This is a genomic window from Herbiconiux sp. VKM Ac-1786 (assembly GCF_015350805.1).
Lineage (GTDB): Bacteria > Actinomycetota > Actinomycetes > Actinomycetales > Microbacteriaceae > Herbiconiux.
This window is the reverse complement of the sequence record NZ_JADKSG010000002.1, coordinates 1,462,044-1,476,790: the sequence shown is the minus strand read 5'-3', so window position 1 is coordinate 1,476,790 and position 14,747 is coordinate 1,462,044. Positions and strand designations below refer to the sequence as shown.

Genomic DNA, 14,747 nt, shown 5'->3' with positions numbered 1-14,747 from the left:
CGCATCCGGACACTGCCTGGCTCAGAGCCGCCCGGCCGCCTTCAGCGCGATGTACCGGTCGGCGAGGGCCGGCGGCAGTTCGGCGGGCGAGCCGGTGATGACGTCGGCGCCGAACCGCTTCAGCACGGTGGTCACCCGGGCCGCGTCGAGCAGGGCCCGCTCGGCCGCCGCCGCGCGGTAGACCTCCTCGCGGTCGCCGCGCCGGTGCACCCCGGCGAGCACGTCGGGGTCGGTCACCGAGCTCACCACGACCGTGTGGTCGCGCGTCAGCTGCGGCACGATCGCCATCAGCTCGCGCGAGATGCCGGGGGCGTCGATGGCCGTCGCCAGAACGACGAGCGAGCGCTGGGTCGTGACCTGGCGCACGAGGCCGGGCACCGCCGTCCAGTCCATCTCGATCAGGTCGGGGTCGATCGGCGCCATCACGTCGACCATCCGCGAGAGGAGCTCGGGGCCCGAGGCGCCGTGCACCCGGCCGCGCAGTCGCCGGTCGTAGAGGATGACGTCGACCCGGTCGCCCGCGCGGGTCGCGAGAGCGGCGAGCAGCAGGGCGCTCTCGAAGGCGGTGTCGATGCGCGGCTCGTCGTCGATGCGCGCCGCCTGGGTGCGGCCGGTGTCGATCACGATCACGACGCGGCGGTCGCGCTCCGGCCGCCAGGTGCGCACCATCACGTCGCTGTGCCGTGCGGTCGCGCGCCAGTCGATGGAGCGCACGTCGTCGCCGCGCACGTACTCGCGCAGGCTGTCGAACTCGGTGCCCTGGCCCCGGATCATCACGCTCGCCCGCCCGTCGAGCTCGCGCAGCCGGGCGAGCCGCGAGGGCAGGTGCTTGCGGGCGTTGAACGGGGGCAGCACGCGGATGCGCCCGGGCGCCGTCAGGGTCGCCTGGCGGGCGGCCAGCCCGAGCGGTCCGGTGCTGCGCACGGTGATGCGCTCGGTGCGCCGCTCCCCGCGCCGGAAGGGCGTCAGGGTGAGCGTCAGGCCGCGGCGCTCGGCGGCGGGGATGGCGACCGGCTGGCGCGCGGTGCTCGGGCCCGCCGAGGGCTGCCAGGCGTCGCGCACGACGGCCCGCAGCATCCGCCGACCGGTGTTGGTGAGGAACAGCGTGCTCGTCGCGGATTCGCCGAGGCGCACGCGGGCGGGCAGCGTGCGCTCGATGCGCAGGCGGCGCGGGGAGGCCGCTGCGACCAGGTCGATCACGACCAGCGAGACGACGAGGGCGATCCAGACGAGCAGCGCCTCGAGGGCGCGGTCGTAGAACTCGCCGATCAGCACCACGGGCACGACGCCGAGGGCCACGAGGGCGACGAGGCGCCCGGTGACCGTCACGGGCGCGCCGCCGCTGCCGCGGGCCCGGATGCGGCCGCCGCCGTCTGGGGGACCCTCATCAGATCGGCACCCGCACCTGGGTGAGGATCGAGCGCAGGATGGCGTCGACCGACACGCCCTCGAGCTCGGCCTCGGGCCGCAGCTGGATGCGGTGCCGAAGCACCGGCAGCACCATCGCCTGCACGTGGTCGGGCGTGATTCCGGGAGAGCCGTTCAGCCAGGCCCAGGCCTTGCTGGCGGCCAGCAGCGCGGTCGAGCCTCGGGGCGAGACGCCGAGCTTCACCGAGGGGCTCTGCCGGGTGGCCCGGGCGAGGTCGACGATGTAGCCGAGCACGTCGGGGGAGGCCTGCACCCGGGCGACGGCGCGCTGCGCCTGGGTGAGCTCGGCGGCGCCGAGCACCGGGGTGACCCCCGCCGCGGTGAGGTCGCGCGGGTTGAAGCCGCCGGCGTGGCGGGTCAGCACGTCGACCTCGACGGCCCGCTCGGGCAGGTCGAGCACGAGCTTCAGCAGGAAGCGGTCGAGCTGCGCCTCGGGCAGCGTGTAGGTGCCCTCGTACTCGATCGGGTTCTGGGTGGCCGCGACCAGGAACGGGTCGGGCAGGGCCCGCGTCACGCCGTCGGCGCTGACCTGGCGCTCCTCCATGGCCTCCAGCAGCGACGACTGCGTCTTGGGAGGGGTTCGGTTGATCTCGTCGGCGAGCAGGATGTTCGTGAACACCGGCCCCTCCCGGAACGAGAACTCGCCGGCCTTCGCGTCGTAGATCAGCGAGCCGGTGACGTCGCCCGGCATCAGGTCGGGGGTGAACTGCACGCGCTTGGTGTCGAGGCTGAGCGCGTGGCTGACGGAGCGCACGAGCAGCGTCTTCGCGACGCCGGGCACACCCTCCAGCAGCACGTGGCCGCGGGCGAGCAGCGCGATGATCATGCCGGTCACGGCGCCGTCCTGGCCGACGACGGCCTTGCCGACCTCGGTGCGCACCTGCGCGAGGGTGCGCCGCAGCTCGTCGTCGCTCGGGGTGGCGGTGTACTGGTCTGTCATCCGTGGTTCCTCACTGCTTCGCTGGACGGGGGATCGGCCGCCGCGGTCATCGCGGCCGGTTCGCGGCGACCTGCTGCTCGAGCACGAGCAGGCGGTCGGAGTACTCGAGGAGCTCGCGCTCCGAGCGGGGCACGGCGCCGACGAGGATGTCGTGCACCTCGTCGACGGGGCGGCCGGTGCTGTTCGCGACGGAGCGGCTGACCTCGACGACGGAGGCGTAGCGCGGCAGGTTCAGCGCCGCCGTCAGCCGGGAGATCGTGCCGATGCGCAGCGCGTCGAGGGCCCGGCCGTGCGCCGACTGCCGGGCGTACAGCCGCGCACGGCCCTCCATCGTCTCCGACGCCCGAACCGTCACCGGCAGGTTCTCGACGACCACGGGGCCGAACCGCCGGCCGCGCCAGAGACCGGCCGCGACCGTCGTGAGCAGCAGCACCAGGATGACCGGGGTGACCCAGCCCGGAGTGAGCTCGCCGAGCGTGGGCGTCGCCCCGTCGAAGTCCTCGTAGCCGGGCTGGTACCAGACCAGGGTCTCGTGGGTGCCGAGGAGGCCGAGCACGAGCGCCGCGTTGCCCTGGAGGGCGACCGACCCGTTGGTCAGGGCGTCGCCGGCGCCGAGCACGGTGACCGTGCCGTCCCCGGCCGGCTGCTGCAGCAGGGCGAAGGAGTCGCCGCCCGCGGCGAAGCAGGTCACGGTGTCGGTTCCGGCTGAGGCGGCTCCGGCCTCGCCTGCCTCGAGCAGGCGGTAGGCCCACGACGGCTGCGAGATCGTTCCGGCGCGCTCGGCGGCCGGCAGCGTGCATCCGGCCGCCACCGAGGAGCTGTCCTCGGCCGCACCCGCGTTGGCGATGCCGTCGGTCATCGACTCGAGCTCGTCGGAGCCCGGCTCGACGAGCACCAGGTCGGCGCCGCCCTCGGCGAGGGCCCGCACGGCGTCGCGTCCGTCTTGGTCGAGGTAGCCCGAGGCGTCGGAGAAGAGGATGCCCGCCCGGCCGCCTGCGGCGTCGACGGCGGACTGCGCCGCCTCGAGCGTGCTCGCCTCCACCACGTCGACGCCCTGCTGACGCAGCACCTCGGCGACCGCGCGGCTGCCGGAGGCACCGGCGTTGCCGACGGAGAAGCGCTCGCCGTCGGGGATGCCCGAGGCGCTGGAGAACACGGTGAACAGGGCGCCGAGGATCGCCAGGACGATCGCGCCGATCCAGAACAAGCGGCGGCGGAGTGTGGTGCGCAGCCGCGGGGTCTCGGTGACGGCGTCGGCCTCGGTGGCTGGTGTGGCGGGGGCGCTCATCGCACCAGCTCGGCGGGCACGGCCTCGAGCGCGACCGGCCGCTCGGTCTGCAGGCGGCGGTCGAGGGCGACGATGCGGTCGTAGTCGGCGCGGTCGGCCGAGCGGTCGAGGTAGCGCACGCCGTCGAACAGCGCGGCCCCGTCGGCGAGCTCGCCCAGGGCGGCCGGGAAGGAGCTGCCGGCGCGCCGGGAGAAGTCCTGGGCGGTGGTGCCGGGGGAGGTCGTCACGATGGTGCGCTCGGTGAGGCCGCGGGCGAGCCCGCGGAAGGCCTCCTCGACGGCGACGGTGAAGTCGCCGGCCGCCGCGGCGCGGGCGGCCGAGGCGCGCAGCTCGGCGGCCGAGCGGGTGTCGTCGGTGCCGAACAGTCCGCCGATCTCGGCCCGGCTGCGCCGGTTCAGCCGCGGACGGCCGTAGACCAGGAAGACGACGACGAGCACGACGACCACGATCACGACGCCGATCAGCGGGATGAGCCCACCGAGTCCTGATCCGTCGGGCACCCGGAGCGAGGAGAACCAGTCGCCGATCGCCCGGGAGAGCAGGTCGAACCAGGTCGGCTGTGCGGCCTGGTAGGGGGGCTTGCTGAGCTCGCCGATCATCCACTCGCGCGCCTCGTCGGCACCGGGCTCGACCGGCACGTCGGTGACGGCGGCGGGCAGGGCCGCGGCGAGGGCGGCGATCATGCGCGGGGCTCGGCGGGGCGCGCCTGGGCGGGGTATCCGGCGGTGGCGTACGGGTCGGGCCAGGAGTCCAGGCCGTCCTGCCGCGACTCGACGAAGCGCTGCAGCTCGATGTCGAGGCCTTCCTTGCGCATCCGCAGGTCGAGGTAGACCACGGCGACGGTGGCCGCCTGCACCACCGAGGTGACGGCGCCGAGCAGGAGGCTCAGGGCGAGGAAGACGATGTAGAGCACGATCAGGGCCACGATGCCCGAACCGGTGTTGTTGGGGTCGATCACCGTCATGACGATGGGCAGCAGGAAGGAGAAGGGCGCCTGGATGATCTGCCCCGCCGCCGAGAGGATGATCGAGACCAGCCAGATCACCCCGAGCGTGCGCCAGAAGTTGCCGTTCGTGAGGCTCCACGAGCGGCGGACGGCTTGCACGAGCCCCGCTCGCTCGAGCACGATGACGCTCGGCACCAGCGCGAGCTTGGTCGAGAGCCACGCGGCGGGCACGATCAGGGCGATCCCGAGGAGCACCGTCACGAGGATGCCCGCGACGAGTCCGCCTTCGCCCCCGAGGAGGTTCGCGAGCAGCACGATGCCGACCAGGATCGCGATCACCACGATCACGGCGGCGGCGGTGAGCGCGAACCAGCCGGCCAGGGGGAGGGTGCGCGTGAAGGCGGCCTTCCAGAGCTCGCCGAGGCGGCGCTTCTCGCCCAGGGTGGCGCGGGCGACCTCGAGCACGAGCACCGCCTGCAGCAGGGCCGAGGCGAACAGCGACAGCAGCAGGGGCACGACCAGCGAGACGAGCACGATGCCGACGCTGCCGGCGGCCACCGCGTCGGCGTCGGCCTGACCTTCGGCCGAGACGGAGCGGGAGATCGCCCAGAACACGGCGACCCCGACGAAGACGCCGGTGACCAGCACGATCACGAGCTGCACCAGCAGACCGGAGCCGAAGGTGGCCTTGGGGTTGCGGCGCACCGCCTGGAACGGGGCGCCGAGCAGGGTGCCGAAGCCGAGCGGGCGCAGCGGAATGAGGCCGGGCTTGGGCGGCGGGGCCCACTGCGGAGGGGCCGTGTAGCCCGCGGGCGGGGCGGCGTACTGCCAGGCGGGCGGCTGCTGCTGCCACGCGGGCTGCTGCTGCTGCTGGGGCGGAAGCGGTGGCGCGTACTGCCCGTACTGCGGCGCGGGCTGCCCGTACTGCTGCGGCGGCGGCGGCGGCGCGTACTGCCCGTACTGCGGCATCGGCGGCACGGGCGACGGCGCCGCGGGCGGGGGCGTCACGGGCTCGTCGGCCCGCGCATCCGGCCGCTCACCGGGCTCTGCGCCGGGCGCGGCCCAGCTGCCTCCATCGCTCATCGGCACTCCTCGACCTCTGTGACGACCCGACCCCCACGCCGACGCCCCGACTTGATGCCCCCATGCTTTCACACTCGCTCGGAGTTCGCCCGGCAACCGCCCGGGGGCCCGCCGCATCCGCTTGCCGCCGCCCCTGCTCGACTACTCTGGTCGCCATGGACCCTCGCATTCTCGTTGTCGACGACGACACGGCCCTTGCGGAGATGATCGGCATCGTGCTGCGGGCGGAGGGCTTCGACCCCGTGTTCTGCGCCGACGGCTCGGAGGCGCTCGCCGCCTTCCGCGACGCCAAGCCCGACCTCGTGCTGCTCGACCTGATGCTCCCCGGCATGGACGGGATCGAGGTCTGCGGTCTCATCCGCGCCGAGTCCGGCACCCCGATCATCATGCTGACCGCCCGCACCGACACCTCCGACGTGGTGAAGGGCCTCGAGTCCGGGGCCGACGACTACGTGGTCAAGCCCTTCAATCCCAAGGAGCTGGTGGCGCGCATCCGCACCCGCCTGCGCCCCGCACCCGAGTCGACGCCCGAGACGCTGCAGATCGGCGACCTCACCCTCGACGTCGCCGGCCACGAGGTCAAGCGCGGCGCCGACCGCATCAACCTCACCCCGCTCGAGTTCGACCTCCTGCTCGCCCTGGCGTCCAAGCCCCAGCAGGTGTTCACCCGCGAGATGCTGCTCGAGCAGGTCTGGGGCTACCACTACAAGGCCGACACGCGCCTCGTGAACGTGCACGTGCAGCGCCTGCGCGCCAAGGTCGAGGAAGACCCCGACAACCCCAAGATCGTGATGACCGTGCGCGGGGTCGGCTACCGCGCCGGGTCGTCCTGATGTCGTGAGCGACGGCCGGGGCATCCGTCGCCCCTCGGCCGTGCTGCGCGACTGGCGCTCGTGGCCGCGCCGGATCGTGCGCGCCTGGCGGCGCTCGCTGCAGTTCCGCACCGTCGTCATCACGGTCGCGCTCTCGGCCGTCGCCGTGCTCGTGACGGGCACCTACATGTCGATCTCGATCGGCAACGACCTGTTCCAGTCGCGGCTGCAGCAGGTGCTCGTCGAGTCCAAGAACGCGGCGTCGGCGGCGCAGACCATCTTCGACTCCTCGGATGCGGGGGGCGAGGCCTCGACGATCTCCCTGCTCTCCTCGGCCAAGTCGGCCATCATCGCCTCCTCGTCGAGCCGGCTGATCGCGCTGTACGCGACCCCCGGCCAGTCCACCGGCGAGACCACCGTGCTCTCCTTCGCGAGCCCCGAGCTGGCCGGCAACGGCGTGATCACCCAGCAGCTCCAGGATGCGGTGGCCGGCGACACCGACGACCAGCAGTACTGGCAGTCGGTGCCGCTGCCCAACCAGACGGGCGGCACCGACCCGGGCATCGTGGTCGGCTCCCCGCTCACCATCCCGGGCGCCGGGCAGTTCGAGCTGTACATCGGCTACAACCTCGCCGAGGCCGAGCAGACGCTCGTGTTCGTGCAGCAGACCCTGCTGCTGTCGAGCCTCGCGCTGATCATCCTGATCGGACTGATCGCCGGCCTGATCGTGCGGCTCGTCGTGAAGCCCATCCGCACCGCCGCCGAGACCAGCGAGAAGCTCGCCGCGGGGCAGCTCGAGGTGCGCATCCCCGAGCGCGGGCAGGACGTCATCTCGACTCTCGCGCGCTCCTTCAACGGGATGGCCGACAGCATGCAGTCCCAGATCACCCAGCTGGCCGAGCTGTCGCAGGTGCAGCAGCGCTTCGTCTCCGACGTCTCGCACGAGCTGCGCACCCCGCTCACCACCATCCGGCTCGCCGGCGACGTGCTCTACGACCAGCGTGAGAGCTTCCCGCCGGCCACCGGCCGCACCGCCGAGCTGCTGCACACCCAGACCGAGAGGTTCGAGCTGCTGCTCGGCGACCTGCTCGAGATCAGCCGCTTCGACGCGGGCTCCGCCTCGCTCGACACCGAGCCCACCAACCTCGTGCGCCTCGCCGAGGACGCCATCGAGCAGATGGAGTCGCTCGCCGAGCAGGCCGGGTCGCCGCTTCGCCTCGTGGCGCCCGGCGGCTACTTCGAGGCCGAGGTCGACGCCCGCCGCATCCGCCGCATCGTGCGGAACCTCCTCGGCAACGCGATCGAGCACGGCGAGGGCAAGCCGATCGTGGTGAGCGTCGACAGCGACGAGCGCTTCGTGGCGCTGTCGGTGCGCGACTACGGCAGCGGCATGACCGAGGAGGAGGCCGAGCGCGTGTTCGACCGCTTCTGGCGGGCCGACCCCTCCCGCAAGCGCACCATCGGCGGCACGGGCCTCGGGCTCGCGATCTCGCTCGAGGACGCCACCCTGCACCGGGGCGCGCTCGAGGTGTGGTCGCGGCCGGGTGCCGGCAGCTGCTTCCGGCTGACGCTGCCGCGCGTGCAGGGGCGCGTCGGCTCGGTCGCCGCGGGCGGTCAGTCCTCTCCGCTGCCGCTCGTGCCGGGCGACGCGTTCGGCGAGGCTCCGGCGGTGGCCGAGCTGCGCTCGCCCACCGGATCGACGTCGATGGTGGGGGACGACCGTGGCTGAGCGTCTTCTCGCGGGGGGCGGTTCGCCGCGCATCCGCTCGTTCACCCGGTGGCTCGGGGCCCTGCTCGCCCTCGTGGTGCTGGCCGGGCTGGCCGCGTGCACCGGCATCCCGCGCTCGGGCGACGTGCAGCCGGGCGATGCGATCGGCACCGACGACGACATCGACGTGGTCTTCCTCGCGGAGGGCCCGACGGCGGGGGCATCGCAGCAGGCCATCCTGAACGGGTTCATCCAGGCCGCGAAGAGCCCGCAGGACGACTACGCCATCGCGCGCCAGTACCTCACCTCGGCCGCCGCGGCGAGCTGGAAGCCGAACGAGAAGACCCTGGTCGACTCGGGCACCCGGCCGACGAGCCGCGGTGACGACCTCACCCTCGACCTGTCGGCGACGCCGGTCGCGACCGTCGACGCCTCGGGCATCTACGCCGCGAGCCCCTCGAGCGCGCCCACCTCGCTCAGCTTCGGCTTCACGCAGCAGGACGGCGAGTGGCGCATCAGCCGGCTCGACGACGGCACGGTGATCGAGGACGTCTTCTTCGACCAGATCTTCAGCTCGTACGCCCTGTACTACTACGACCCGACCTTCACCTACCTCGTGCCCGACCTTCGCTGGTTCGCGACCTCGTCGGCGGTCGGCACGCGGGTGGTCAAGGCGCTGCTGAAGGGGCCGGTGGCCTGGCTCGGCAACGGCGCCGTCGTGACGGCGTTCCCCGAGGGCACCGCGACCACCTCGGTGGTGACCGCGGCGGGGCAGACCCGCGTGGAGCTGTCGAGCAACGTGCTGCAGGCCGACGAGACCGATCTGCGGCGCATGCAGGCGCAGCTGCGCTCGAGCCTCAGCGGGCTGGCCTCGGCGTCGTCGGTGGTGATCTCGGTCGACCAGAACGTGGTGCCGATCCCCGGCTCCGACTCGAACGTGGCCGACGCGACGCCGCGCGTGAACTCGCTGCCGCTCGTGGTCAGCGGGGGCGAGTTCGGCTATCTCAGCGGCGGCGGGGTGAGCCCGATCGACGGCGTCAGCGAGGGCGTGCAGTCGGTGCAGCCGCAGGCGGCGGCCTACTCGGCCGTGTCGGGCACGGTGGCCGTGAAGGCGGGCAACGGCGCGGTCGTGGCCGTGCGGGAGACCTCGGGCGGCGTGCCGATCGTGCAGCAGATCGACACCCGGGCCGGCTTGATCGACCCCGCCGTCGACCCCTGGGGCTACGTCTGGTCGATCCCGGCCGGCGAGCCGACGGCCGTGGTCGCCGGTGGGGCCTCGAATGACGCGCCCCTGGCGATCCCGACCACCTGGGACGGCGCCTCGAGCATCACCAGCTTCGAGATCTCCCGCGACGGCACCCGGGCGCTCGCGTTCCTCGAGGTCGCGGGGGCGGCGAAGCTCGTGGTCGCCGCGGTCATCCGCGACCAGAACGGGGTGCCGCAGCAGCTCGGGCAGGCCGTCGAGCTCGCGACCGGGCCCGGCACGCCGATCGACGCCACCTGGGTCGACCAGTTCTCGGTCGCCTCGGCGACGGCGCTGCCGGGCGAGGTGCGCGTGGTGGCGCAGCAGCTCGGTGGGCGCACCACCAACCTGGGGGCCCCGGCCTCGGCCGTGTCGCTGTCGGGGTCGAACGACCTCGACGGGCTGCGGGTGCTCGGCACCGACGGCAGCCTGCTGCAGCAGCGGGGGAGCGCGTGGCAGGCGACGACGGGCGGGGTGTCGGAGTTGGGGGTGCAGAACTAGGGGCTGGTTCTGGTTCTGCACATCTCGGCGGCGGTGCTTCTTCTGCACAGAATGGCGGATGCGCGGCTGCGCTGGTCTCGCCTGCTGTTGCCTGGGCGCATGATGTCGTCTTGTGTTCTTCGCGGGTGGCTGGCCGAGGCTGCCGCCGTGGTGTCGCCCGTCTGCTGTGCCGGGTGCGAAGCTGCCGATGTCGGCGTGTGCCCCGAGTGCCGCGTCGCGCTCAGGCCGTCGCTGCAGCGGGTGCGGGCGGGGCCGGTCTCCGTTCTGGTGGCTCTCGACTACGGAGGCGTCATCGCGCACGTGCTGGGGGCGGTGAAGGAGCGGGGGCGGACGGATGCGCTGGGGGTGCTGGCGGGCTCGTTCGGAGTCGCGCTCGAGGTCGCGTCGTCCGCCTCGTCGGTGATCGTGACGGTGCCGTCGACGCGCGCGGCGGTGCGGCGGCGCGGGTTCCGGCCCGTCGAGGAGCTGGTGCGGCGATCCGGGGCCGGTCTCGCGCCCGTGAGAGGGGGCCTCGTGCTGGTTCGGGACGTGGCGGATCAGGCGGGGCTGGGGGTGGAGGAGCGTCGGGCGAACCTCTCGGGGGCGCTTCGGGCATCCGCTCGTCTGGCCGGCCGACGGGTGCTGATCGTCGACGACGTGCTGACCACCGGAGCCACGCTGCTCGAGGCGCGGCGGGCCCTCGTGGCCGTCGGCGCGCGGGTCGAGGGCGCCGTCTGCCTGGCCTACACCAGGCGGCGCGACGGCCGCGGTGAAGCCCAGGTGACGCAGAGACGACCGGCAGGGAGTTAACCGGTGACTATCCGGAGCGGGCGTACTACGGTGAGGGTCACAAGGCGCGAACGGTCTCGGCTTGTCGGGGCTGCGCCACCCAATATGGCTAGGAGGTCTCCATGGAAGTCAACATCACTGGAAGAAACCTAGGGATCACGGATCGCTTTCGCGAGTACGCGAGCGAGAAGGCGGAGAAGGTCGCGCATCTCGCCGACAAGGCTCTTGCCCTCGAGATCAAAGTGAGCCGCCACAACTCGGCCAACGGCACGCAGAGCGGCGACGATCGGGTGGAGCTCACGCTCATCGGCCCCGGCCCGCTGGTGCGCGCCGAGTGCGCCGCCTCCGACAAGTACGCGGCGTTCGACCTCGCGCTCGCGAAGCTGATGCAGCGGGTGCGCCGGGCGAAGGACCGCAAGAAGGTGCACCGCGGCCAGCACCGGCCGGTGTCGGTGCACGAGGCCACGACCGGCGCGTTCAACGCGCTCGACGTGCAGCCGGCCGGAGCCGACGTGCTCGTGGGCGTGCCGTCGAGTCGCTCCGACGACGAGGCCGCGGTTCCCGCCGCTGCTACCGGATCGCCGGTCGACACCGAGGACGACTACTGCCCCGTGGTCATCCGCAAGAAGGTCTACGGAGCGGCGCCGATGACGGTCGACGACGCGCTCTACCACATGGAGCTCGTGGGCCACGACTTCTATCTGTTCATCGATTCGGAGACCAACCGGGCGAGCGTGGTCTACCGCCGGAAGGGCTGGGACTACGGCGTGATCGGCCTCGACGAGAACGCCGCGGCGTTCGCCGAGATCACCTCGGAGACGGTCGGAGCCGCCGCCGGCTGACCCCCGCGCACCAGCACTGGGGCCACGGAGCACTCACCGGATCTCCCGCCGACGCTCAGGGACGAGCAACTAGTATGGCTATCGCTCATGCGATCCGTACGAGCCCGAAAGCAGTGGGAGAGTCTCCGTGGCCTCAGTTCTCGAAAAGGTCCTTCGTGTCGGCGAGGGCCGCACCCTTCGCAAGCTCCAGGCCTATGCGAAGGCGATCAACGCGCTCGAAGAAGACTTCCAGGCGCTGTCCGACGAGGAGCTCAAGGACGAGACTCCCCGCCTGCGTGAGCGCTACGAGGCGGGCGAGAGCCTCGACCACCTGCTCCCCGAGGCGTTCGCCGCCGTGCGCGAGGCCTCGACCCGCACCCTGGGCCTCCGGCACTTCGACGTGCAGCTGATGGGTGGGGCGGCGCTCCACCTCGGCAACATCGCCGAGATGAAGACCGGTGAGGGCAAGACGCTGGTCGCCACGACCGCCGCCTACCTCAACGCCATCGCCGGCAAGGGCGTGCACGTCATCACGGTGAACGACTACCTCGCCGGCTACCAGAGCGAGCTGATGGGCCGCGTGTTCCGCGCCCTCGGCATGACCACGGGCTGCATCCTCGCCGGCCAGACCCCGGCCGAGCGCCGCGTGCAGTACGAGGCCGACATCACCTACGGCACGAACAACGAGTTCGGCTTCGACTACCTGCGCGACAACATGGCCTGGCAGGCCGCCGACATGGTGCAGCGCGGCCACTTCTTCGCCGTCGTCGACGAGGTCGACTCGATCCTCATCGACGAGGCCCGCACCCCGCTCATCATCTCGGGCCCCGCCTCGGGCGAGGCGAACCGCTGGTTCAACGAGTTCGCGGTCATCGCCACGAAGCTCGTGCCCGACGTCGACTACGAGGTCGACGAGAAGAAGCGCACGGTCGGCGTGCTGGAGCCCGGCATCGAGAAGGTCGAGGACTACCTCGGCATCGACAACCTCTACGAGTCGGCCAACACGCCGCTGATCTCGTTCCTCAACAACGCCATCAAGGCGAAGGCCCTGTTCAAGAAGGACAAGGACTACGTCGTGCTGAACGGCGAGGTGCTCATCGTCGACGAGCACACCGGCCGCATCCTGGCCGGGCGCCGCTACAACGAGGGCATCCACCAGGCCATCGAGGCCAAGGAGGGCGTGGCCGTCAAGGCCGAGAACCAGACGCTCGCCACGGTGACGCTGCAGAACTACTTCCGGCTCTACGAGAAGCTCTCGGGCATGACGGGTACGGCCGAGACCGAGGCCGCCGAGTTCATGAGCACCTACAAGCTCGGCGTGGTCGCCATCCCGACCAACAAGCCGATGCAGCGCATCGACCAGCCCGACCTCGTCTACAAGAACGAGCAGTCGAAGTTCGACCAGGTGGTCGAAGACATCGTCGAGCGCCACGAGAAGGGCCAGCCCGTGCTGGTCGGCACCACGAGCGTCGAGAAGAGCGAGTACCTCTCGCGCCTGCTCGCCAAGCGCGGGGTGCGCCACGAGGTGCTGAACGCGAAGAACCACGCCCGTGAGGCCGCGATCGTCGCGCAGGCCGGCCGGCTCGGCTCGGTCACCGTCGCCACCAACATGGCCGGTCGTGGAACCGACATCATGCTCGGCGGCAACGCCGAGTTCCTCGCCGTCGCCGAGATGAACGCCCGCGGCCTCAGTCCGGTCGAGACCCCGGAGGAGTACGAGGCGGCCTGGGACGACGTGTTCGCCGCGGTCAAGGCCGACGTCGAGACCGAGGCCGACAAGGTCATCGACGCCGGCGGTCTCTACGTGCTCGGCACCGAGCGCCACGAGTCGCGCCGCATCGACAACCAGCTCCGCGGCCGCAGCGGCCGTCAGGGCGACCCGGGTGAGAGCCGCTTCTACCTCTCGCTCACCGACGACCTGATGCGCCTGTTCAACGCCGGCGCCGCCGAGAGCCTGATGGGCCGCAACGGCGTGCCCGACGACCTGGCCATCGAGTCCAAGGTCGTGTCGCGCGCCATCCGCAGCGCGCAGTCGCAGGTCGAGGGCCGCAACGCCGAGATCCGCAAGAACGTGCTGAAGTACGACGACGTGCTGAACCGCCAGCGCGAGGCGATCTACAGCGACCGCCGCCACATCCTCGAGGGCGACAACCTCCAGGACCGCGCGCAGAAGTTCCTCGAGGACGTGATCGAGGCGATCGTCAACGACCACGCCGCCGCCGGCAGCGGCGACGACTGGGACTTCGACGCGCTCTGGGCCGAGCTGAAGACCCTCTACCCGATCTCGATCACCATCGACGAGGTCGTCGCGGAGGCCGGCAACAAGGGCCGGATCAACCGCGACTTCGTGCTGCGCGAGGTGCTCTCCGACGCGAAGCTGGCCTACCAGCGCCGCGAGGAGACCCTGGGGGAGCCCGCCATGCGCGAGCTCGAGCGCCGCGTCGTGCTCTCGGTGATCGACCGCCGCTGGCGCGACCACCTCTACGAGATGGACTACCTGAAGGACGGCATCGGCCTCCGCGCCATGGCGCAGCGCGACCCGCTGGTCGAGTACCAGCGCGAGGGCTTCGCCCTGTTCCAGTCGATGATGGGGCAGATCCGCGAGGAGACCGTCGGCTTCCTGTTCAACCTCGAGGTCGAGGTCAACGCGGCCCCGACCGCGGTGGGCGCGCCCACCGTCGAGGCCAAGGGCCTCGCCCAGCCGACCGCCCCGGCCGAGAAGCTCAGCTTCTCCGCGCCGAGCGACTCGGGCGGCGTCGAGGTGCGCAACCAGCGCGGCCAGATCGAGCAGGCGGCCACGGCGCGGGCGCAGCAGGCGGAGGAGAAGGCGACCCCGCCGGTCGCCAGCGCCTTCGCGCGCGGTGCCGGCTCGGCGCCCGCCGGCGCCTCGGCGTCGTCCGGCTCGGGCTCGGGCTCCTCGTCCTCCTCCTCCGGTTCCTCGTCCTCGTCCTCCTCGAAGGGTTCGGGTTCCGGCTCGGGCTCGTCCGGCGGCGGCCAGAAGTCCTCCGGCGGCGGCTCCGCGGCGAACCGCGCCCAGCGCCGCGCCCAGGGCAAGAAGAAGTAGCCCCACCTCCCACCCCCCGACGTCCCCACCCGCTCCGCGGCGTGGGGACGTCGTCGTTGCGCCCCACCGCCCATCCCCTATCTGCCTCCCCGCCGCCCCACTCACCCTCGCGGTGCCGGGGAGGTGGGTTGGCGCACGAATCCAG

Annotated in this window: 11 protein-coding genes; 6 read left to right on the top strand and 5 right to left on the bottom strand. The window is 72.2% G+C overall.

What is annotated here, in order from left to right:
- Positions 1 to 21 precede the first annotated feature (21 nt).
- From ITJ64_RS18030 to ITJ64_RS18010, 5 genes are read right to left on the bottom strand one after another with little or no spacing between them, the layout of a single operon-like run.
- Positions 22 to 1,329 (bottom strand): DUF58 domain-containing protein, encoded by a 1,308-nt coding sequence (locus ITJ64_RS18030; protein WP_194682037.1) that lies wholly within the window; start codon positions 1,327 to 1,329, stop codon positions 22 to 24.
- 58 nt (positions 1,330 to 1,387) lie between these two features.
- The gene (locus ITJ64_RS18025) at positions 1,388 to 2,368 is read right to left on the bottom strand and encodes a MoxR family ATPase (protein WP_194682036.1); all 981 of its coding nucleotides are present in this window, start codon (positions 2,366 to 2,368) and stop codon (positions 1,388 to 1,390) included.
- Positions 2,369 to 2,414: 46 nt separating this feature from the next.
- Positions 2,415 to 3,656: a DUF4350 domain-containing protein gene (locus ITJ64_RS18020; protein ID WP_194682035.1), complete on the bottom strand. Its 1,242-nt coding sequence runs from the start codon at positions 3,654 to 3,656 to the stop codon at positions 2,415 to 2,417.
- Positions 3,653 to 4,339, bottom strand: coding sequence for a DUF4129 domain-containing protein (locus ITJ64_RS18015; protein WP_194682034.1), 687 nt, complete (start codon positions 4,337 to 4,339; stop codon positions 3,653 to 3,655). Before ITJ64_RS18015 ends, ITJ64_RS18020 begins: the two co-directional genes overlap by 4 nt.
- Positions 4,336 to 5,685: a glycerophosphoryl diester phosphodiesterase membrane domain-containing protein gene (locus ITJ64_RS18010; protein ID WP_194682033.1), complete on the bottom strand. Its 1,350-nt coding sequence runs from the start codon at positions 5,683 to 5,685 to the stop codon at positions 4,336 to 4,338. The genes ITJ64_RS18015 and ITJ64_RS18010 overlap by 4 nt, the downstream gene beginning before the upstream one ends.
- A gap of 155 nt (positions 5,686 to 5,840) precedes the next feature.
- Here ITJ64_RS18010 and mtrA point away from each other — a divergent pair, with 155 nt between their 5' ends.
- The 6 genes from mtrA to secA all read left to right on the top strand — a co-directional run bounded on the left by mtrA (position 5,841) and on the right by secA (position 14,602).
- Positions 5,841 to 6,518, top strand: a complete 678-nt coding sequence (mtrA, locus tag ITJ64_RS18005; RefSeq protein WP_194682032.1) for an MtrAB system response regulator MtrA — start codon at positions 5,841 to 5,843, stop codon at positions 6,516 to 6,518.
- Between the two features lie 4 nt (positions 6,519 to 6,522).
- Positions 6,523 to 8,226 (top strand): MtrAB system histidine kinase MtrB, encoded by a 1,704-nt coding sequence (gene mtrB / locus ITJ64_RS18000; protein WP_370545258.1) that lies wholly within the window; start codon positions 6,523 to 6,525, stop codon positions 8,224 to 8,226.
- On the top strand, positions 8,219 to 9,949 hold the full coding sequence (locus tag ITJ64_RS17995) for a GerMN domain-containing protein (RefSeq protein WP_194682031.1): 1,731 nt from the start codon (positions 8,219 to 8,221) through the stop codon (positions 9,947 to 9,949). The genes mtrB and ITJ64_RS17995 overlap by 8 nt, the downstream gene beginning before the upstream one ends.
- A 195-nt stretch (positions 9,950 to 10,144) precedes the next feature.
- The gene (locus ITJ64_RS17990; RefSeq protein WP_370545257.1) at positions 10,145 to 10,738 is read left to right on the top strand and encodes a ComF family protein; all 594 of its coding nucleotides are present in this window, start codon (positions 10,145 to 10,147) and stop codon (positions 10,736 to 10,738) included.
- Positions 10,739 to 10,839: 101 nt separating this feature from the next.
- Positions 10,840 to 11,559, top strand: a complete 720-nt coding sequence (gene hpf, locus ITJ64_RS17985; RefSeq protein WP_194682029.1) for a ribosome hibernation-promoting factor, HPF/YfiA family — start codon at positions 10,840 to 10,842, stop codon at positions 11,557 to 11,559.
- 127 nt (positions 11,560 to 11,686) lie between these two features.
- Positions 11,687 to 14,602: a preprotein translocase subunit SecA gene (gene secA / locus ITJ64_RS17980; RefSeq protein WP_194682028.1), complete on the top strand. Its 2,916-nt coding sequence runs from the start codon at positions 11,687 to 11,689 to the stop codon at positions 14,600 to 14,602.
- Positions 14,603 to 14,747: the final 145 nt, after the last annotated feature.

What these genes read in the sequence shown, in the direction of transcription:
- ITJ64_RS18025 (WP_194682036.1), bottom strand. Translation starts at nt 2,368, where the DNA reads ATGACAGACCAGTACACCGCCACCCCGAGCGACGACGAGCTGCGGCGC.
- ITJ64_RS18020 (WP_194682035.1), bottom strand. Translation starts at nt 3,656, where the DNA reads ATGAGCGCCCCCGCCACACCAGCCACCGAGGCCGACGCCGTCACCGAG.
- ITJ64_RS18015 (WP_194682034.1), bottom strand. Translation starts at nt 4,339, where the DNA reads ATGATCGCCGCCCTCGCCGCGGCCCTGCCCGCCGCCGTCACCGACGTG.
- ITJ64_RS18010 (WP_194682033.1), bottom strand. Translation starts at nt 5,685, where the DNA reads ATGAGCGATGGAGGCAGCTGGGCCGCGCCCGGCGCAGAGCCCGGTGAG.
- mtrA (WP_194682032.1), top strand. Translation starts at nt 5,841, where the DNA reads ATGGACCCTCGCATTCTCGTTGTCGACGACGACACGGCCCTTGCGGAG.
- hpf (WP_194682029.1), top strand. Translation starts at nt 10,840, where the DNA reads ATGGAAGTCAACATCACTGGAAGAAACCTAGGGATCACGGATCGCTTT.